At 71.7% G+C, this 19,923-nt stretch carries 16 protein-coding genes; 4 read left to right on the top strand and 12 right to left on the bottom strand.

From position 1 onward, the window contains the following. The 6 genes from ICN82_RS08485 to ICN82_RS08460 form a co-directional block, all read right to left on the bottom strand. On the bottom strand, window positions 1-378 hold a 378-nt coding region (locus tag ICN82_RS08485; protein ID WP_330998978.1), incomplete at its 3' end, for an FAD-dependent monooxygenase. Then, complete coding sequence (locus ICN82_RS08480; protein ID WP_193181655.1) at window positions 371-1,723, bottom strand: radical SAM/SPASM domain-containing protein; 1,353 nt, start codon at window positions 1,721-1,723, stop codon at window positions 371-373. The genes ICN82_RS08480 and ICN82_RS08485, both read right to left, overlap by 8 nt. Further along, window positions 1,716-3,578 (bottom strand): ferritin-like domain-containing protein, encoded by a 1,863-nt coding sequence (locus ICN82_RS08475; RefSeq protein WP_193181654.1) that lies wholly within the window; start codon window positions 3,576-3,578, stop codon window positions 1,716-1,718. The genes ICN82_RS08480 and ICN82_RS08475 overlap by 8 nt, the downstream gene beginning before the upstream one ends. Then, on the bottom strand, window positions 3,575-5,365 hold the full coding sequence (locus ICN82_RS08470; RefSeq protein WP_193181653.1) for a hypothetical protein: 1,791 nt from the start codon (window positions 5,363-5,365) through the stop codon (window positions 3,575-3,577). The genes ICN82_RS08475 and ICN82_RS08470 overlap by 4 nt, the downstream gene beginning before the upstream one ends. After that, entirely contained in the window at window positions 5,362-6,876 is a 1,515-nt protein-coding gene (locus ICN82_RS08465) for an FAD-binding oxidoreductase (RefSeq protein ID WP_193181652.1), read from the bottom strand. The genes ICN82_RS08470 and ICN82_RS08465 overlap by 4 nt, the downstream gene beginning before the upstream one ends. 132 nt (window positions 6,877-7,008) lie before the next feature. Continuing rightward, window positions 7,009-10,167, bottom strand: coding sequence for a transporter substrate-binding domain-containing protein (locus tag ICN82_RS08460; RefSeq protein WP_193181651.1), 3,159 nt, complete (start codon window positions 10,165-10,167; stop codon window positions 7,009-7,011). A gap of 204 nt (window positions 10,168-10,371) precedes the next feature. Here ICN82_RS08460 and ICN82_RS08455 point away from each other — a divergent pair, with 204 nt between their 5' ends. Both ICN82_RS08455 and fba read left to right on the top strand, forming a co-directional pair. After that, window positions 10,372-11,343, top strand: a complete 972-nt coding sequence (locus ICN82_RS08455) for a class 1 fructose-bisphosphatase (protein WP_193181650.1) — start codon at window positions 10,372-10,374, stop codon at window positions 11,341-11,343. 16 nt (window positions 11,344-11,359) lie between these two features. Beyond that, a complete protein-coding gene (gene fba / locus ICN82_RS08450) occupies window positions 11,360-12,412 on the top strand; it encodes a class II fructose-bisphosphate aldolase (protein ID WP_193181649.1) in 1,053 nt (350 codons plus the stop codon). 153 nt (window positions 12,413-12,565) lie between these two features. On the opposite strand, the gene ICN82_RS08445 is transcribed toward fba, so the two are convergent. Beyond that, window positions 12,566-13,045 carry a hypothetical protein gene (locus ICN82_RS08445; RefSeq protein WP_193181648.1) on the bottom strand — a complete coding sequence of 160 codons (480 nt, stop codon included), beginning with the start codon at window positions 13,043-13,045 and terminating at the stop codon, window positions 12,566-12,568. 29 nt (window positions 13,046-13,074) lie between these two features. After that, complete coding sequence (locus tag ICN82_RS08440; RefSeq protein ID WP_193181647.1) at window positions 13,075-13,221, bottom strand: hypothetical protein; 147 nt, start codon at window positions 13,219-13,221, stop codon at window positions 13,075-13,077. Window positions 13,222-13,317: 96 nt separating this feature from the next. Between ICN82_RS08440 and lhgO the strand changes: the two genes are divergently transcribed. Both lhgO and ICN82_RS08430 read left to right on the top strand, forming a co-directional pair. Next, complete coding sequence (lhgO, locus tag ICN82_RS08435; RefSeq protein WP_193181646.1) at window positions 13,318-14,529, top strand: L-2-hydroxyglutarate oxidase; 1,212 nt, start codon at window positions 13,318-13,320, stop codon at window positions 14,527-14,529. Between the two features lie 79 nt (window positions 14,530-14,608). Then, a complete protein-coding gene (locus ICN82_RS08430; protein WP_330998977.1) occupies window positions 14,609-16,225 on the top strand; it encodes a gamma-glutamyltransferase family protein in 1,617 nt (538 codons plus the stop codon). 3 nt (window positions 16,226-16,228) lie between these two features. On the opposite strand, the gene ICN82_RS08425 is transcribed toward ICN82_RS08430, so the two are convergent. The 4 genes from ICN82_RS08425 to ICN82_RS08410 are packed head-to-tail and all read right to left on the bottom strand — an operon-like array spanning window position 16,229 to window position 19,806. Then, on the bottom strand, window positions 16,229-16,987 hold the full coding sequence (locus ICN82_RS08425; RefSeq protein ID WP_193181645.1) for an iron ABC transporter ATP-binding protein: 759 nt from the start codon (window positions 16,985-16,987) through the stop codon (window positions 16,229-16,231). Next, window positions 16,987-17,928: an iron chelate uptake ABC transporter family permease subunit gene (locus ICN82_RS08420; protein ID WP_193181641.1), complete on the bottom strand. Its 942-nt coding sequence runs from the start codon at window positions 17,926-17,928 to the stop codon at window positions 16,987-16,989. Before ICN82_RS08420 ends, ICN82_RS08425 begins: the two co-directional genes overlap by 1 nt. Beyond that, window positions 17,918-18,874 carry an ABC transporter permease gene (locus ICN82_RS08415; RefSeq protein WP_193181639.1) on the bottom strand — a complete coding sequence of 319 codons (957 nt, stop codon included), beginning with the start codon at window positions 18,872-18,874 and terminating at the stop codon, window positions 17,918-17,920. The genes ICN82_RS08420 and ICN82_RS08415 overlap by 11 nt, the downstream gene beginning before the upstream one ends. Window positions 18,875-18,894: 20 nt before the next feature. Further along, window positions 18,895-19,806, bottom strand: a complete 912-nt coding sequence (locus ICN82_RS08410) for a siderophore ABC transporter substrate-binding protein (RefSeq protein ID WP_193181637.1) — start codon at window positions 19,804-19,806, stop codon at window positions 18,895-18,897. Window positions 19,807-19,923 lie beyond the last annotated feature (117 nt).

The raw sequence follows: 19,923 nt of genomic DNA, 5'->3' as shown, positions 1-19,923 counted from the left end.
CCGCAGGGCGCCGGGGGCCGGCCGGGCGACGCGCTGCGCCACGATCCGGGCCCCGGCCGCGGCGGCGGCATCCCGCAGCCCCCGATGCAGCGCCGCCCGCGACAGGAGCCAGGGCGCGTCGGTCTCGAAGGTGCGGCGTTCGGGCCGGTCGCGCCAGTCCAGCTCCATCGCCGCGGCGCGGCCGAGGCATGCCGCCTCCAGCACCGGCAGGATCCCCAGATCCGCGGCCAGCGGCAGGGCGGAGGCGGCGAGGCTCTCGATCCGGGGCGCGGGCGGGGTCAGCGGGTCGGCAAGCCGCACCGGGTATCCCCGCCGCGCCAGGATCAGCGCCGCGACCGCCCCCGCCGGGCCGCCGCCCGCGACCAGGATGTCAGGCATCGCCGAACCAGTCCGGCCGCGCCGCCATCAGCCGTCCATAGGCGGAGATCGCGTAATCCAGCCAGCCGCGCACGTAATCGCAGGCCGGCCGTCCGGCATGGAGCACCTCGTGATGGCAGCCGCCGCCGCAGAGCCTGCGCGCCCAGCACCCGGCGCAGCCCGGCTGCGCCTCCACCCGGCGCTCCGCGAGGAAAGCGGCGCGGGCCGCGGCATCGGGACCGCCGGAAAGGTCGCCCATCGCCCCCAGCGGGTCGTTCACGAAGCGGTGGCAGGCGGCGTAATTGCCTTCGGCATCCACCGCCAGATAGTCGCGCACCGCCCCGCAGGACACGCTGCGCGGCTGGCCGCGATGCAATTCGCCAAGCGCCGTGGCCAGGTTGGCGAAGCCGTGCGGGCGCCCGGCGATGATGGCCTCCAGCCAGTCCTCGCCGGCCGCGATCATCGCCTCGAGGAGCCGCGGGAAGTCCGCCGCCCCGAGCGCCCCCTTGCCGGTCGGCGAGGCCAGCATCGGCGACACCCCGATCGTGTCGAAGCCCAGGGCGCTCAGCGCGGCAACGGTGCGCGGGATGTCCAGGTTGTCGGGCGTCACCGTGACCCGCGCCGACAGCCGGAGGCGGTCGGCCTGTTCCAGGAGCGGCCCCAGACGCGCGGCCACCCGGTCGAAGCTGCCCCCGCCCCCGGCCATCGGCCGCAGCCGGTCATTGGCGGCGCGGTCGCCATCGAGGCTGACCGTCACGGCAAAGCGGTGCTCGGCCAGGAAGGCGGCATCCTCGGCCCGCAAGAGCGTCGCGTTGGTGGTCATGGAAAACCCCGTGCGCACCGCGCGGGCGGCGGCGCGGCGGCGGGCATGGATCACGGCATCGCGGATCAGCCCCTTGGCCATCCAGGGCTCGCCCCCCATGAAGGCGATCTGCACCGCGCCGCCGGGCGGGGCGGCCTCGATCAGGCGGTCGATGGCGGCGCGGGCCACCTCGGGCGGCATCTGCCGCACCGCCCCGCCGAAGGCGCCGCCCGCGGCATAGCAATAGCCGCAGGCCATGTTGCAGCCCTGCGCCACGGTCAGCGCCAGCGCCCGCACGGGTCCCGGCGCCGCATCGGACAGGTCATCGGCCAGATCATCGGACAGGGCGGGCGCCGCAGCCGCGGTCAGCCCCAGCGCCGCCAGCCGCGCCGTCACCGCCGCCTCGCCCCGCTCCATGGCCGCGCGCAGCGCCGCCGCCTGCGCGCCGGGCAGCGCATAGAGCGCGGCGCTTTCGGCCATCAGCAGCAGATCGCCCGACAGATGCGCCTGGCGGCTGCGGGGCGTCCCGCGGATCAGGACCGGCGGGGCCGCGCCGTCAGCCATGCGCCGTCTCCGGCAGCGGCGCGAAGAAGGGAATGCCCTTGCCCCTGCGCGCCAGCGCCTCGCCCGCCTCCCACAGCTCGTGCATCCGGTCGCGCGCGGCGATGATGCGCGCCTCGGCCAGGGCGCGGTCGGCATTGCTGCGCGCCGCCGCCGCCTCGGCGCGCGCGCCCTCGCGCAGCGCCGCCAGCGCCTCGCGCAGCAGCGCCAGCGCCGGGGCGGCCGCAGGGTCGTCCGCCGCGGCCTCGGCCAGGTCGCGCAGGTAGATCCCGGGCCGGGCCGCATAGGGGGCGAGGATCCGTTCGATGTCGCGGAACTTGTTGTAATGGGCCAGCCCGTCGGCATCGATGCGCACCGCCAGCTGGAACAGCCCCGGCGGATAGGCGGGGTTGTCCCGCAGATGCGCCACCAGCTCGGCATATTCGGTGTCGATATCGCCGCCCGGCCGCTCCAGCGCGACGAATTCGGCGATCACCTCCGGCGTGGCGCGGTCCAGCCGCAGCGCATGTTCGGGGTCGGGATCGGGCGCGGGCAGGCCGGGGCCGACCACCGGGCGATAGGCGGGCAGTTCCGCGGGCAGCGCCGCCGAGAGGCTCCACAGCATCTGGTTGACCCAGCGCAGATGGGTCATCTCGCTGATCGCCACCGACAGCAGGATCTGCCGCGCGGCGCGCAGATCGTCGGACAGGCCCGGCCAGGCGGCCTCGGTCGCGGCGTCGATTTCCTCGGGCGCGCGGATCGAGAAGGTCGCATAGAGGTATCGCAGCGCCAGGATGTATTCCAGCGGCCCCAGATTGTCGCGCAGGTCGGCATGGACCTCCTGCGCGGTCGGCGGGGCGTCGGGCGGTTCGGGCAGGTCGGGGGCGGGGGTGGCATTCGCCTCCTGCCCCTGCAGCACGAAATCCAGTTCCTGCCAGACCAGGTTGATCTCGTAGGGGTCGTAGCGATAGGGCCGCGCGCCGTCGATCGTGGTCTGCGCCTGCACGTCGCGCGCCGGATCGGTGCGGCGGCGCATCCAGTCGAGGAAGCTGACGGGCTGCAGGGGGTCGTCCTCCTCCGCCGGATCCGCCTGTCCGGCCTGGGCGCGGCCGCGGTCATTGGGGTCGATCACCTCGCCCAGCACCACGTCGGGATGGTTCGAGGCCCAGTACTGGCAGGCGCAGTCGCGGAAATCATGCGTCCAGGGGCTGCACATCGAGGCGGTCAGCTCGCCGGGGCGGTAGACCTGCGAGATCATCCCCTCGCCGTCGAGATAGGCGCGCCGCTTGCCCCTCAGCCGCACCGGCTGTCCGGCAGGCTGGCCGTTTGCGTCGCGCCGGGTCAGTTCGATCACCAGATCGGCCAGCGCCGGGTCGGGGTCGCGTTCGATCAGGCGGATGATCCACCAGGCGATCTCGCCCTCATAGGGGATCAGGTGGATCGCGTTCTGCAGCACGACCCGGTCGTAAAGCTCGATCCGGCGGTCCTTCTGCTCGACCGCGTGCAGGTACCACTGGCCCTCTGCCAGCGCGTCGCCGGCCGGGCCGCCGAGGCTGCGCGCCAGCTCGCCCACCCAGTCATAGGGCAGGTCGAAATCGGGATCGCCGGTCGTGTCGGCATAGACCAGCTGCGCGCCCTGCGTGCCGTCGGGCCCCGCGGGCGTGACGCCGGGAAAGGCGAAGACCAGCCCGGGAAAGAACCGCACATCCAGCTGGCGCAGGTCGAATTCCAGCCCCGGAAAGCAGTTGCCGACGCCCGAGTCCATCAGCGTGGCGGCGGAATTGCCCAGCACCGGCTCGGGATAGGCCGGGCTGTCGGGCGCGGGCGGGCGGGCGGCGCGGTTCAGCGGGCGGACCAGGCGGTCGGGCGTGTCGGTCATGCATCCTCCTCCGGCAGGCCCGCGGCCTGCGCGCGCCAGGCCGGGTCGCTTTCGAGCTTGTCGAGATAGGCCATCAGCAGGTCGTATTGGCGCCGCGTCACCGACAGGGGCACCCCCATGGAATGACGCATGAAGGGCGGCATCCGCATGTCATAGGAGGTGTCGGCCAGCGTGCGCGGATCGCGGAACCGCAGCGGGCCGCGCGGGGCGGGCTCGTGTCCCGCGGCATGGTGGCGGCCCACCGGCACCGCGGCGGGCGGGGTCAGGCCGGGATGGGCGGGCAGTTCGGCGACCCAGCCGAAGGGCGGGCGCACCAGGTCGCGCACCCGGTCGGGACGGCGCGACAGGAAGGCGGCCAGCACCGGGCTGTCGGCCATGCGGGCATGCACCTGCTGCACCACGGTCGTATAGGGCAGCCGTTCCGACCCGTTGGAGCGCGGCGCCAGCGTGGCGCCCTGGCCCGGCGTGTAATCCGGGGTCAGGTCGGCATAGGGGGCATCCTCGCGCCGCATCGAGGCGGGGCCGAGCCGCGGGGCCAGCCCCTCGTCCCATTGCGGGTCGTCCTTGTTGCGCGCCCCGTGCATCCAGGCATTGCCCGACAGCGCCCAGTGCCGCCGCTGGTCGAGATTGACGAGGCTGGCGGTCTCGAAGATGCGGCGGAAGAGGTCGAGGATCTCGGCAGGGGTTGTGTCGGGATCCAGCGGCGCGGGGGGCAGTTCGCGATCCTCCAGCTCGTCGCGGATCGAATACATCGGGCGGCGGTCGGGGGCGAAATCGGGCGGCCCGGCAAAGGCGCGGGCCTGCGCGGTCAGAAGCTGCCCGGCAATCGCCACCCGCGCCTCGATCACCAGGTCGCAGGTGTCGTCGATCAGTCCCCAGCTATGGCCCGGATCGATCCGGGCGCCGTCATAGCTGTCCATCGGGGTCGGCCATTTGGGGCTGTCATCGGCGCCGAAACTATAGCCCAGCCAGGGCGAGTCGCTGGACAGGATGCGGTTCTCGGGCCGGGTCATCTGGTGGATGCGGCCGTATTCGGTGACATGCGGCACGAAATCGCCCGGCGCCAGCGGCGAGGCCACGGCCTGCGAGGCCTCCGGCGGGCCGAAACTGTCGCCCTTGCCGGGGGTGAAGCGCAGCCGCACCTGGTCGAGCCGGGTGGCGGGGGAGGGCGTGCCGGGGGCCGGGGCGAAGGTCTGCACATGGCCCAGCGGCAGGGGCGCGTCGGGACGCACCAGCGGCACCTCGCCCTCGGTATGGGGGCTGACCGCCTCCAGCATGTGGCGCGCATAGTCGTCGGCGCGGAACACGATGCGGGCAATGGCGGCATCGGCGGCGCGCTTGGTGCGGGCCTGCGCCTTGCGGTTGGCGGCGACCACGGTGAATTGCAGCGCGTCAAGGCCGCTGCCATGGCGGGCCAGGAAGGCGGCGGTGACCGGCTGCGGCTCGATCCTGCCCGATGGCCGCTGCACCCGCGCCCAAAGTTCGAAGAAGGGCGCGACCGGCTTCACCCGGCCCTCGGCATCCTTGAAGGTGACGTGTCCGGGCGTCTCCACCCGCAGGCGCATCGGGCCCTGGCCCAGGACATCGACGGGTTCTGCCACCAGGGTCGGGGCGGGGACCACGCGCGTCTGCACCCCGCGATGCGGGTTCTCGTCCAGCGCCCAGCGATAGGCCTCCAGCGGCTCGGGCGAGGCGCCGACGCGGGCGATGGCCATGGGCGGATCAAGAAACAGCCCGATGACCCGGCCCCCCGCCTCCTCTGCCGCGTCGCGGGGTTCGGCGGTCACGCGCTCTCCTCCCCGGGCAGGGCCAGCGGGATGCTCTGTTCGTAGTCCAGCAGCATCTGCGGATCATGGCGGCGCTTGACCTCCACCAGCCGCGCGGCATTGGCGCCGAAATAATCGTGCAGGAACCCCGCATTGCCGCGGCGCGGATAGTTCTGGTAGCGGTGGCCGTTGCCCATCGCCCCGGCAATCCGGGCAAACCCGTCCAGCCAGTCGGTGGCGGCTTGCTGCGTGGCATCGAAGGTCCAGAACGCCCAGGAAAACAGGTCCAGGCTGGCATCGCGGTGGCAATAGGCCATGGCGCCGGGCGCCGGTTCGTTGATCCTGCCGCCGTAATATTCCGCGGCGATGAAGCAGGTCAGGTCCGGTGCGGTCAGGAAATGGGCGATCAGCTCCTGCCAGCGCTCGGCCGGATGGGAGGCGGCGATGATCCGCCCGTCGACCAGCGGCTTGGTGTTCATCGAGACATTGGGCATGTCGAGCCCCGGCGGATGCACGGTCTGCAAGAGCGCCTCGTTGACCTCCAGGTAGCGCCCGGCGCGCCAGATCTCGACCTGCGCCGCGCGGTCGGTCACATGGGCCAGGAGCGGGCCGAGCGCGGCCTCGCATTCCGCCTCCGTGCCGTCATAGAGCCCGCGCACCAGAAGCACCGGCAGCTGGGCCTCGGGTTCGGCCTCGGTGGGCAGGAACATCAAAAGCGCCTGCTGTCCCATCTTCGCCGGGCCGGTGACGGCATATTCCGCCTGCAGCAGCGCCATGACCCGCGCGGCCGTCGCGATCCCCGCCGCATCCGACAGGGCGAAGCGCAGCCCGAAGGCCCAGACATCCGCGAGCGGATACAGCCGATAGGTGATCTCGGTGAGGATGCCGAACTGGTTGCCCGTGCCGCCGCGCACCGCCCAGTAGAGGTCGGCATTCTCGGCCGCGTCGCAATGGCGGATCTCCCCGTCGGGCGTGACCATGCGGAAGGACAAGACATTGTCGCAATTCATCCCGAAAAGCCGCGAGGTGAAGCCGAAGCCGCCGCCCTGCATGTAGCCCGCCACGGCCACCGTCTCGCAGCCGCCGCCGGGCACGTGCAGCCTGTAATGGTCCAGCACGCGGTTGAGCTTGCGGAACTGCGTGCCGGCCCCCACCCGCGCCGTGCGGGCCGCGGGATCGACCAGGACATGATCCATCCCGGCCGTGTCGATGACGATCTGGTCGCCCGAGGAGAAGCCCGCGGTCGAATGCCCGCCCGAACGCGCCGTGACCTTCAGCCCCTGTTCGCGCGCGAAGTCCAGCGCCGCGATCACGTCGGTTTCGCAGCCCGCATGAACGATCAGCTGGGGATAGGCCTGGTAGGTATGCATGAAGACCATGCGGTCGTCGTTATAGCCGGGATATCCCGGCTGGGTCACTTCGCCCGACAGTTTCGCCTGCAATGCCGCCAGCGCCTCGGGAGAATAGGAGAGCAGCCCGGTCTCGGGGTGAAGGGTCGCGCCCCGGGGCGCGGTGCTGCGAAAATGGGTCATCTTGCCGGCGGGCCGCCTTGCGCTAGGGAAATCACTGCCGCGACCCTAGCCGCAGGTTGAAAACAAAGAAAATCCCTATCTGGCGGACCCTGCCAATTTGTCGCCGCGCGAAAACCTTCGGTGCCGCGCGGCTCAGCCGCGATCCGACAGCGCGTCCCGCAGCGCCTCGGCCAGCTGCGCGGGGGGGCAGGGTTTCTGCAGCAGCGGCGCGCGCACCGCGCCCATCTCGGCGGCGGAAATGCCGGTATAGCCCGACATGTAGACCACCGGCAGGGCGGGGTAGAGATCCCGCGCCTCCCGCGCCAGGTCGAACCCGCCCAGCCCCGGCATGACGATGTCGGTCAGCAGCAGGTCGAACCCGTCATCCCCGCGCAGCCGCGCCAGCGCCTCCGCCCCGTCCGCCGCGGTCTGCACGCAATAGCCCAGCGAGGCCAGCATCCCGGCCGTCATCTGCCGCAGCTCCGCCTCGTCCTCGACCACGAGGATCCGCTCCCCCGCCCCGGCCGGGCGCGGCGGGCGCGGCACCGGCTCCTCGCGCCGCCCCGTGGCGCTGCCGCGCGGCAGGCACATGCGGACCGTCGTGCCCAGTCCCGGTTCGGAATAGATCCGCAGCGTGCCGCCGGATTGCTGCACGAACCCATAGACCATCGACAGGCCCAGCCCGGTCCCGGAATTGGTCCCCTTGGTGGTGAAGAACGGGTCCAGCGCGCGGCGCTTGACCTCCTCGCTCATGCCGGGGCCGTTGTCGCTGACCGAGATCTCGACATATCGGGGGGCGGTTGCGCTGCGCGGCGCGCGCATTGCGGCCGGACCGGACGGCAGGTCGCTGACCGCGCGCACATCCAGCCGGATCCAGTCCCCCTTTCCCGATTGCATCACCGCATCGCGGGCATTGATGACCAGGTTGAGCAGCGCGTTTTCCAGCTGCGCGATGTCGCAATACACCCACAGGCCCGGATCGGTCTGATTCAGCCGCAGCGAGATATGCCCCTCGATCAGGGGGCGGGCCAGCTGCTCGAATTCGGACAGGATCGTCTCGACCTCGCGCGCGGCCGCCAGTCCGGGCTGGCGGCGCGCGAAGGCCAGCAGCCGCTTGGTCAGCGCGGCGCCGCGCTGCACGGAGGCCTGCGCCGCCTGCAGATAGCGCGCGCGGCTCTCGGCTTCGGGTTCCTGGCGGGCCAGCTCGATCCCGTATTCGATCGCGGCGAGGAGATTGTTGAAATCATGCGCCACGCCGCCGGTCAGCTGGCCGAGCGCGTCGAGACGGCCGGAGCGTTCCAGCTGCTGGCGGTTGCGTTCCTGCTCGGTGATGTCGTCGATGCTCAGGACCGTGCGCAGGGCGCTGCCTTCCATTTCGACCGGCGCGCTGGAAATCCGCACGAAACCCCCGCCCGCACTGCCGCGCCGGGCCATCTGGTGGACCTCGCCGGGAAGCCGTTCGCCCGCCAGCGCCCGGCTCAGCGGATCGCGCCCCTCGGGCAGCGGCGCCAGGCTTTCCCGGTCCAGGAAGGCCACGCCGTCGGGCCAGGGAAAGGGCGCCTCGCGCCGGGCGGCGCCCAGAAGCTCCTGGGCGGCGGGATTGGCCAGCACCACGTTGCGCCCCCCGTCTAGCCCGACGATGCCGCCCTGCACGGAATCCATCACCGCCTGCAGCCGCGAACTGACCAGCAGCGTGCGGCGCGTCAGCCGTTCCGCCAGGCGCTTGGCCCGCAGGCTCAGCAAGGTGACCGTGCCGAACAGGACCAGCAGGACCAGCCCCCCCGCCGCCGCCGCCATCGCCTGGCGCTGCCGTTCCGGCGTCCAGAATTGCGGCGTGCCGAAATAGCTTTCGCGCAGGTCGCGGAATTCGTCGGACAGCGCATAGCCCGGCAGCTGCGCGTTGAGCTGTTCGCGCACCGCCCCGAGCCCCAGCCGCAGCGCGATGGCGTGGCGCAGCTCGAACAGGCTGGTATCCAGCCGCCGGATGCGCCCGCCCGCCGTCATCCCCGCGGCCGCAGCCTCGATCAGCCCCGGCGCCCCCAGGATCGCCGACACCTCGCGCCGCGCCAGCGCGGCCAGCATGGCCCGTTCCGTCGCCAGCACCACCGGCACCACCCCCGGCAGGCCGATCTCCGGCAGCAGGTCGCGGGTCTCGGCGCGCATCGCGACCCGCTTGCCGACCAGATCCGAGGCTTCGGCATGCGGGGGACCGTCGGGACGCACGAAGGCGGCGAAATGGATGACCTCGGTGGGGAGGGTGAAATCCATGTCCGCGCGCGCGTCGGCCGAAACGACCTGCATCGGCAGGATGTCGGCCTGCCCGCCGCGCGGGAAGTCCAGGTAGTCGCGGCGGCTCATCGGCACGAAGGCATAGGCCAGGCCCGCGCGCGCGGCCAGCTGCCGGAAGAACTCCGCGGCATAGCCGGTGACCTCGCCGGTATCGGGATCGATGATGCCATAGGGCGGGGCATGGCTGATGCCGACCCGCAGCACCGGCGGCGGCGGGGCGGGCGGGTCGATGCGCCAGCGCCGACGCAGCGCGGCCAGCTCGCCGCTGCGCTCCATCTCGGCGATGGCGTCATTGACCGGTCCCAGCAGGGCCGCGCGGCTGCGATGCAGGTAGACGACGCGCTTTTCCTCGGCCAGCGGCGCGCCCAGCATCGCGACCCGGTGATCGACGCCCATCTCGCGCGCGCTGGAGAAGATGCCGCGTTCGGACACGACCGCGACATCCGCCCGCCCGCCCAGCAGGAAGGCGATCATCTCCTCCGGCGTGCGGGTGGCCACGCCCTCGTTATGCAGGAAGAGGTCGGGGAATTTCGACCCGGTCCCGCCTTCGATATAGGCGATCCGCAGTCCGCTGAGGGGGCGGCCGGACAGCGCCGCCACCCGCTCCTGCAGGGTGAACAGCCGGATGCGGTTCGCCGCGACCGGGCGGGAGGCAAGATTGGTCGCCGCCAGCGAGTCCAGCTCGGGGATGCCTGCCAGAAGCTGGCTTTCCCCGCGCAGCTGCGCGCCGATCAGCAGGCTGGGCAGCATGTCGAGGAAGTCGATCTCGAGGCCGGTCATCTCGCCGATGCGGCGCGCCAGGTCGGCCGAGAACCCCTTATGCCCGCCATCCGCGGTCGCGCGGCACAGGTTCGTCACCGAGATGCAGCCTGCCGTGATCGCGGCGGGCGGCGCCTGGCCCGTCGCCGCGCCCGGCAGAAGCACCGGCGCGACGACCCACAGGAAGACCGCGGCCAGCCACCGCCACGGCTGATCGCCGCGGGGCAACGGGTCCGGATGATCCCCTGTCGGGATGGGGGGCATGAGGCGACGCTCCGCTCGGGATTGCGGCGCCATGCAGGTCCCGGCGCCCGGGGGCAGGATTGGCGCAGGACCTCAAACAAAAGGTTAACGCAAACATGGCCCTCGGGGGCGTGACGTATCGCCGTGTGATCTTTTCAAACCGCTGCACTATGTCTACCACGTAACCCAGAACCGGGCGGAATGCCTGCAGAACCCCGAGGTGCAATGCTCGTCCTGTCCCATGACGTCCCGTCTGCGGCGCCGACCCTGGAGGAATGCCTGGCCGCGTCCGACGGCCCCGCCGAGGTGGTGGCCGCGATCGCCGCCGCGCTGCCGCCGCTGGCCCTGCGGCTTGCCGCGGGGCATCTGCCCGGCGATCCCGCCGCCATCGTGGGCGTCAATGACAGCGGCGACCGGCAGAAGGCGCTGGACGTCGCCGCGCATGACCACCTGATCCTGGCGCTGAAGGCGGCGGGCGCGCGGCTGGTCCTGTCCGAAGAGGCCGAGGAGGTCGCGCTCCTGACCCCCGGGGGCCGCTGGGACGTGGTCATCGACCCGATCGACGGATCGGGTTCCATCGGCATCGGCGCCCCGCTCGGGCTGCTTTTCGCCATCTACCCCGCCGGGCCGGAGGGAGTGCTGCGCCGCGGCCGCGAGGCGGTGGCCGCGGGCTACGCCTCCTTCGGCCATTCGCTGGATTTCGGCTTCAGCCTGGGGCAGGGGGTGCATGTCGCGACCTGGGATCCGCTGCTGGCGGTTTTCGTGATGACCCGCAACGACCTGGCGCTGGCGCCGGGCACGAAAAGCATCGCCTACAACGCCTCCAACGAACGCCACTGGGTGCCGGGGCTCCAGCGCTATGCCGCCGACCTGCGCGCGGGCAGCACCGGTCCCCGCGGCAAGGATTTCAACATGCGCTGGCTGGCCGCGGCGGTGGGAGAGCTGCATCGCATCCTGCTTCAGGGCGGGGCCTTCCTCTACCCGGCCGACCGCCGCAGCGGCTATGAGAACGGCCGGCTGCGGCTCTGCTACGAGGCGGTGCCGATCGCCTTCCTGATCGAGCAGGCCGGCGGCCGCGCCACGGACGGGCGGCGCGACATCCTCGATATCCTGCCCGACGCCCCCCATCAGCACACCCCCCTCGTCTTCGGCGCCGCCGACGAGGTCGACACCATTGCCAAGTATCTCGCCGACTAGCGAAAGGATCGTCCCGATGTCCCGTATTACCCTCAGACAGCTTCTCGACCACGCCGCGGAAAACGACTACGGCATCCCCGCCTTCAACATCTCCAACATGGAGCAGGGGCTGGCGGTCATGGCGGCCGCGGACAAGACCAATGCGCCCGTCATCATCCAGGCCAGTCGCGGCGCGCGCTCCTATGCCGGCGACATCGTGCTCAAGCACCTGATCGACGGCCTGGTTGCCATGTATCCGCATATCCCGGTCTGCATGCATCTCGACCACGGCAACAGCCTGCCGACCTGCGCCACCGCGGTGCAGTACGGCTTCACCTCCGTCATGATGGACGGCTCGCTGAAGGAAGACGGCAAGACCCCGGCCGATTACGCCTACAACATGGGCGTGACCCGGTCGGTCGTGCAGATGGCCCATGCCTGCGGCGTCTCGGTCGAGGGCGAGCTGGGCGTTCTGGGCAGCCTGGAAACCGGCATGGGCGACCAGGAGGACGGCCATGGCGCGACCGAGAAGCTCAGCCATGACCAGCTCCTGACCGATCCGGCCGAGGCCGAGCAGTTCGTCAGGGATACCGGCGTCGACGCGCTGGCCGTCGCGATGGGCACCAGCCACGGCGCCTACAAGTTCACCCGCAAGCCCGATGGCGAAGTCCTGGCGATGGACGTGATCGAGGCGATCCACAAGCGCATCCCGAACACCCACCTGGTGATGCACGGCTCCTCCTCGGTGCCCGAGGACCTGCAGGAGATCATCAACACCTTCGGCGGCGAGATCAAGCCGACCTGGGGCGTGCCCGTCGAGGAGATCCAGCGCGGCATCAAGCACGGCGTGCGCAAGATCAACATCGACACCGACAACCGCATGGCGGCGACGGCGGCGATCCGCAAGGTCTTCGCCGAGCATCCCGAGGAATTCGACCCGCGCAAGTACATGGGCCCCGCCCGCGCCGAGATGGAGAAGATCTGCATCGCCCGCTACGAGGCCTTCGGCACGGCCGGGCATGCCGACAAGATCAAGGTGAAGTCGCTGGCCGAGATGGCCAAGGGCTATACCGTCCCGGTCCCGGCCTGATCACGCCTCGGGCGGGGTGCGGGCGGCCTGTCCGCGCCCTCCTCATGCCGACCGGCGCCTGCGGCGGGGCGCGCCCCCTCTCCGCCCGCGCCACGCGCCCCGGCCGCAGAGCCGGGGCCTCTCCTTCCCCGGCCTACCCGCAGGCCGCCGGGCTCAGTCCCGCTCGAAGGAGATCAGCCGCCCGTCATGGCCGAACTCGGCCTCCACCTCGCGGCGCGGCGATCCCGACCAGCCGTCGATCTCGATCCGGTCATGGTCCAGCTCCAGCTTCTCGATGCGCAGGTCATCGGGCAGGGTCGCGTCGTCCATGACCGCCTGCGGCAGCAGCGGCGCGGCATCCGACAGCGGGAACCCCTCATGCCCGGCGGTCTCCATCTCCGAGACGCGGCCATCCGCCTCGATCTCCACCTCGACCATGGCGCCGCTCGGGGCGCGGCCGCGGAAGGTCTCGTCATAGCGGTCGGCATGTTTCAGCTCGGCCGCCTCGATCCCCAGCCGCTCCAGCGCCGCCAGCGCGCCCTGGCTCGGGCTCTGCGCGAAGGCGGGCAGGGCGGGCAGCGCCGCGAGGACCAGCAGCGCGCAGAGACGGCGCGGCCGCGGCGCGGCGGCTGGGAACAGGGAGGGCACGGGCATCGGGAAACTCCTTCTCGGATTGCGCCCCTTCAACGCGGCGGCGCCGCGGATCCGTCGGGGGCCCGGGGGCGGCGCCATGTCGCGGCCGCGCGCAGCGGCACCCTCTGCCGCGCGGGCAGGGCGCAAAGCGCGGGGATCGCCAGGAGGGCGGCGAGAAACGTCAGCAGGGCGGGCATGATCGGTCCTTTCAAGGCGCGGGCACTGACCGCAGACTGCATCGGCGGGGTGACTATTTCCTTGCGCAGGATCAATCGGGGGGTCTGAATGTGGCCATGGTTTACGATTTCTGCATCATCGGCGGCGGCATCGTCGGACTGGCCACGGCCCGCGCGCTCCTGGCCGCGCGGCCCGGCGCATCGATCCTGCTGCTGGAGAAGGAGGCCCGGCTGGGCCTGCACCAGACCGGCCGCAATTCCGGGGTCATCCATTCGGGCATCTACTACGCCCCGGGCAGCCTGAAGGCGCGGCTCTGCCGCGAGGGCGCGGCGCGCACGAAGGCGTTCTGCGCCGAGCACGGGATCCCGGTGGAGCCCCGCGGCAAGCTGATCGTCGCCACCCGGCAGGACGAGCTGCCGCGGCTGGAGGCCCTGTTCGCGCGGGCAAGGGAGAACGGCATCGAGGCGGAGATGATCGGCCCGGACGGGATTGCCGAACGCGAACCGCAGATCACCGGCCTCGGCGCGATCCGGGTGCCCGCTGCCGCCATCGTCAGCTATTGCGCCGTGCTGGAGGCGCTGGCGGCCGAGCTGCGCGGGCAGGGCGGCGAGATCCGTTTCGCCACCGCGCCGCAGGCCATCCGCGAGACCGGCGGGCATGTGGAGATCGACACGGAGGCGGGGGTGCTGAAGGCGCGGCGGCTGGTTGCCTGCGCGGGGCTGCAATCGGACCGGGTGGCGCGGATGGCCGGGCTGGCGATCCGCCACCGGATCGTGCCCTTCCGCGGCGAATACTACCGGCTGGGGCCGCGCTGCGCCGGCATCGTCCGCGCGATGATCTACCCGGTGCCCGAGCCCGGCCTGCCCTTCCTCGGCGTGCACCTGACGCCGATGATCGACGGATCGGTGACGGTGGGGCCGAACGCGATGCTGGGCCTGGCGCGCGAGGGCTATCCGAAATGGTCCCTCGACCTGCGCGACATGGCCGAGAGCTTCGGCTTCGGCGGGTTCTGGAAATCCATCGCGCGCAACATCCGGCCGGGCCTCGCGGAGATCGGCAACTCGGTCTTCCGCCGCCGCTACCTCGAGGCCTGCCGCCGCTATTGCCCGTCGCTGGAGCTTGCCGACCTGACGCCGATGGCGTGCGGCATCCGTGCCCAGGCGGTGATGGCCGATGGCAGCATGCAGCAGGACTTCCTCTTCGGCGAGACCGCGCGGATGCTGCATGTGCTCAACGCGCCCTCGCCGGCCGCGACCTCGGCCCTGCCCATCGGCGACATGATCGCCGCGCGGCTTCTGTCGGAGGCCGGGGCCGGGGGTCCGGCATGATGGATGGTGGCCGGTCCTGCGCCGCGGCGTCCATCATTCTGGACGATCCTCCCGGGCCGGCAGCCGGGCGCGCGGGCCCGTGACCCGCCTGACGATCAATGCCGCCACCGAGCGCTGGACGCTCGCCGCGCCCGTCGCCAGATCGGCCCGGGGGGCGGTGGCCGCGCAGCATGTGAAGGCTGCCGAGGCGGGGGCGGCGATGCTGGATGCCGGGGGAAACGCCGTCGATGCCATCACCGCCACCGCCTATGCCCTGGGCGCGGTGGAGCCTTGGATGAGCGGCCCGGGCGGATCGGGTTTCATGGTGATCTGGCTGGCGGCGGAGCAGCGCGCTGTCGCGCTGGATTTCCAGGGGGTCCTGCCCCGGGGCCTGCGCCTGCAGGATTACCCGGTCGATCCCGGCCTGCCGCCCACGCCGATGGGGTTTCCCGCCGTGGCCGGGAATGCCAATACCGAGGGCTACCGGTCGATCACCGTGCCGGGGGCGGTGGCCGGGCTGAACCACGCGCTTGCCCGGTTCGGGACGCTGGACCTGCCGCAGGTGATGGACCCCGCCATCCGCCTGGCCGAACGCGGGATCTGGGCAGACTGGTTCACCACGCTGCAGATCGCGCTGTGCGCGCCCGTGCTGGCGGGCGACCCGGTCTCGGCCGCGACCTATCTGCCGGGCGGCCATCCGCATCGGCCCGAACGCGTCCTGCGGATCCCGAACCTGGCCGGGACGCTGCGCGAGATCGCGCAAGGCGGCAGCGACAGCTTCTATCGCGGCGCGCTGGCCGGGCGGATCGTCGCCGATCTGCAGGCCGGGGGCAGCCGCATCAGCCACGAGGACCTGGCCGGCTATGCGGTCCGGGAATTCGCGCCGATGCAGGCCGGCCATCGCGGCCACGTGCTCCATACCTGCGGGGAGATGTCGGGCGGGCTGAGGCTGCGCGACTTCCTCGCCATGACCGGATCCGAGATGCCCGCCCCGCCCCGAGCGCCCGCGCCGGAAACCTGGCTGGCCTATGCCCGCGCGCTGGATGCCTGCTGGAAGGCCCACAAGATCCGCAACGGCGCCGTGACCGAGACGGGCGCCTGCACCTCCTCGATGGCGGCGGTGGATGCGGCGGGCAACATGGTGGCGCTGACCTCGACCCTGCTGAACCGCTTCGGCTCGGGCGTGACCCTGCCCGGGACGGGGCTCCTGATGAATGACGCGGTCAGCTATTTCGACCCGCGCCCCGGGCGGCCGACCACGATGGCGGGGGGCAAGCGGATCAATTCGTCGAACATGTGTCCCACGGTGGCGGTCCGGGACGGGCAGGCGGTCTTCGCCCTCGGCGCTTCGGGCGGGAACCTCATCATGCCGGCCGTCGCCCAGGTCGCCGCGCTGATGACCGATTTCGGCATGAGCCTCGAGGCGGCGGTGCATCATCCCCGCATCGATGCCAGCTTCCGCGGCTCGGTGCGCGCCGATCCCCGGCTGGGCGAGGCGGTCCTGGCGGCGCTGGAGGGGCTGCACGGCGATCTGGAAGTGGCGGGCTCCGCCGTCTATCCCAAGCTCTATGCCTGCGTCTCGGGCGTGGCCCGCGATCCGGCGACGGGGATCTGCAGCGCGGTCGTCGACCCGTCGCAGCCGGTGGGCGGCGGGGCCGCGCCCGGGCCCTTCGATCCGGGGCCGGAGCCGCCCGCGGGGACGGTGGTGCGCGCCTGAGGCTCAGGCGTGGTGCAGCACGGTGGGACGGCCGCGGATCTCCTCCACCGCGATCTCCATGCCGAACAGCGCGGAGAGCCGCGCGCCGGTCAGCACCTCGCGCGGCGCGCCCTCGAAGTCCAGCCGTCCGTCCTTCAGCGCGACGACGTGATCGGCCCAGGCGGCGGCATAGTTGATGTCATGCACCACCATCACGACCGAACGGCCGCCCGCGCGGCTGAGCGCGTGGATCCGCGCCATCAGCCGGCGGGCATGGAACATGTCGAGATTGTTCAGCGGCTCGTCCAGCAGCAGCCACTCGGTCTCCTGCGCCAGCCCCATGGCGATGAAGGCCCGCTGGTTCTGCCCGCCCGACAGCTCGTCGAGGAACCGGTGCCGCAGGGCGGTCAGATCGAAAGCCTCCAGCGCATGTTCCACCGCGGCGTGATCGGCAGGGCCCGGGCGGCCGCGGTGATGGGGCCAGCGCCCGAACCCGACCAGGTCGCCCACCCGCAGGCGGCTGGCCACGCCCACCCGCTGGGTGACGATGGCCAGGCGCCGCGCCAGCTCCTCGGTGGGTGTCCGGGCGATGTCCTGCCCGTCGATCTCCACCCGTCCGTCCTGCAGCGGGATCAGCCGCGCGGCCAGCCCCATCAGCGTCGATTTCCCCGCGCCGTTCGGTCCGATGATCGCGGTGATGCCGCCGCGGGGAATGTCCAGCGACACCTCGTCCAGGATCGTGGCCCCGCCGATGCGGTGGCTGAGGTTGCGAATGGCGATCATCAGCGTCGGCCTCCGAGCACGAGATAGAGGAACAGGAGCCCGCCGGCGAATTCGATGATCACGGAGAGCGTGGATTGCAGGCCGAGGATCCGCTCGAACACGCCCTGTCCGATCACCAGGATGAGCCCGGCAATCAGCGCCGCGGCCGGCAGCAGCAGCGCATGGCGCGGGGTCTTCATCAGCTCATGCGCCAGCGCCGAGACCAGCAGGCCGAGAAAGCTGACCGGCCCGACCAGCGCGGTGGAGACCGCCACCAGCGCCGCCACCAGCAGCAGCGCCAGCGTGCACAGCCGGTCATAGCGCAGCCCCAGCCCGACCGCGCTGTCGCGGCCCAGCCCGATCACGTCCATCGCCGGGGCCAGCCGCCAGATCACCGCCATCACCGGCACGAACAGCGCCGCCGCCATCGCCAGGTGCCCGGCCTCGATGCTGCCGAAGCTGGCGAACATGGCGGACTGGATCACGGAATATTCGCTGGGATCGATCAGCCGCAGCACGAAGGCGGTCATCGAGCGGAAGAACAGGCCGAAGATCACGCCGACCAGGATCATCCGGTGCAGATCGCCCCGCCCGCGCCCCGTCAGCAGCGAGAACAGCGCCAGCGACGCGGCCATCATCAGCGCCGTGTCCAGGAGGAACTTGCCCGCCCCGTCGGCCATCGCATAGCCCAGCCCGCCCAGGCCCAGAACCAGCAGGCTCTGCACCAGCAGGAACAGCGAGTCGAAGCCCAGGATCGCCGGCGTGAGGATGCGGTTGCCGGTGACGGTCTGGAACAGCACGGTCGAGATCCCGGTCGCCGCCCCCACCAGCAGCAGCGCCGCCAGCTTGGTGGCGCGCAGTTCCAGGATGAAGCCCGCGGGCCCCTTCAGCCCCCAGAACAGGAAGAAGGCGCAGGCCGCCAGCAGCGCGGCGGCAAGGGCGAGAAGGCGTCTATCGGGCACGCGGCTTCGGTCCCAGCAGGAGCCACAGGAACACCGCCGCGCCCACCGCGCCGAAGATCGTCCCGGCGGGGATTTCGTAGGGGAAGCGGATGATCCGTCCCAGCACGTCCGAGCCCAGCACCAGCGCCGCGCCCATCGCCGCCATCACCGGCAGCGACCCGCGCAGGTTGTCGCCCATGATCCGCGCCACGATATTGGGCACGACCAGCCCGACGAAGGGGATCGCGCCGACGGTGACCACCACCATGGCGGTGACAACCGAGACGGTCAGCAGCCCGATCCACAGCGTCTGGGCATAGTTCAGCCCCAGCCCGATGCTGGCGGTCCGGCCCAGTCCGGCGATGGTGAAGCGGTCGGCATAGAGATAGGCCAGCCCCGCCACCAGCCCCGCCAGCCACAGCAATTCGTAGCGCCCCGCCAGCACGCCGGAGAATTCGCCGTTCATCCAGGTGCCCAGATATTGCAGCAGGTCGGCCTGGTAGGCGACGAAGGTCGTGCCCGCGCCGATGATGCCGCTGTAGATGATGCCCACCAGCGGCACCATCAGCGGCTCTTCCGGGGGCAGGCGGCGGATCAGCGCCAGGAACCCCGCCATTCCGGCCAGGGCCGCGGCGGCCGCGACGGCCATCTTGGCCAGGATCGGGGCTCCCGGGGACAGCATGGTGACGGCCAGCAGCCCCAGCATCGCCGCCTCCACCGTGCCGGTGGTGCCCGGCTCGACGAAGCGGTTGCGCACCAGAAGCTGCAGGATCACCCCGGCCACGGCCATCGCCGCCCCCGACAGCATCGCCGCGGCGGTGCGCGGCACCCGGCTCAGCAGCAGCAGGCGCAGCCCCTCGGGGTCGCCCAGCAGGTGCAGCGGAGACATCGACGCCGCCCCGGTGCAGAGCGACGCCAGCACCAGCAGCCCGAGCAGCAGGCAGGTGAGAGGCAGCGGACGGGTCATGCGTCAGGCGGTGCGGCCGGTCAGCCCCCGGCGGCGGAGAAGACCTCCGCGATCTGGTCCAGCATGCCGGTCATCGCCTGCACGCCGCCGCCCGAGATATACATCCGCGCGGGGTCCAGATAGACGACATGGCCATTCTTCCAGGCCTTGGTCTCGCGGATCAGGGCATTGTCCAGCGTCTGCGCCGCGCTCTCGCCCTCGGCCTGCACCGCCGCGCCGCGATCGACCACCAGCAGCCAGTCGGGATCGACCTCGGCGATGAACTCGAAGGACACCGCCTCGCCATGGGTCTGGGCATCGAGCCCCTCGCGCGCCTGCGGCAGGCCGAGCGCGGTATGGATCCAGCCGAAGCGCGAGCCCGCGCCATAGGCCGAGACCTTGGGCCCGTTGGTCAGGATCACCAGCGCATTGCCCTTGCCCGCGACGGCGGCGCGGGCGGTCTCCAGCTTCTGCTGCAGCTCCGCCTCCAGCGTCTCGGCCTGCGCCTCGCGTCCGGTCAGGCGGCCATAGCTGTCCAGCCGCGCCAGCACGGCGCCGACCAGGTCGTCCGGGGGAATGGTCATGTCGACGGCCGGGGCGACCCGCGCCACCGACTCCAGCTGCGTGGCGGAACGGCCGCCGACGATGATCAGGTCGGGCGCGATCTGCGCCAGCGCCTCCAGGTCCGGCTCGAACAGCGTGCCGACGGTCGGCGTGCCGGACACGGCCTGTTCCAGATAGGGCACGTAAAGCGGTGCCGGCGCCCCGGCCAGCGGCACGCCGAGCGCGTCCAGCGTGTCGATCGCGGCGGTGTCGTAGGCCACGATGGTGCCGGGATGACCGGCGACCTCGACCGGCCCGCGGGCGGTCTCGAGGCTCAGAGGATCTGCGGCGGCGCTGCCCGCGACAAGCGCGGCAAGGCCGAAGGCGGCAAGAAGCGGGCGGGTCTGCATCGCGGGGCTCCTGGAGGTTCGGACAAGGGCAGAAGCTTGCGGCGGCTGGCTCCGGTTTCCGTGATCTCTAGGAAGATCGCCGCCCGGAGTACAGGGCAATTCCGGACCGTGCGATCA

Origin of the sequence: Mangrovicoccus algicola, from assembly GCF_014903745.1 — a bacterium.
Lineage (GTDB): Bacteria > Pseudomonadota > Alphaproteobacteria > Rhodobacterales > Rhodobacteraceae > Mangrovicoccus > Mangrovicoccus algicola.
The sequence above is the reverse complement of the archived record's forward strand: the minus strand, read 5'-3'. Positions and strand labels throughout refer to the sequence as shown.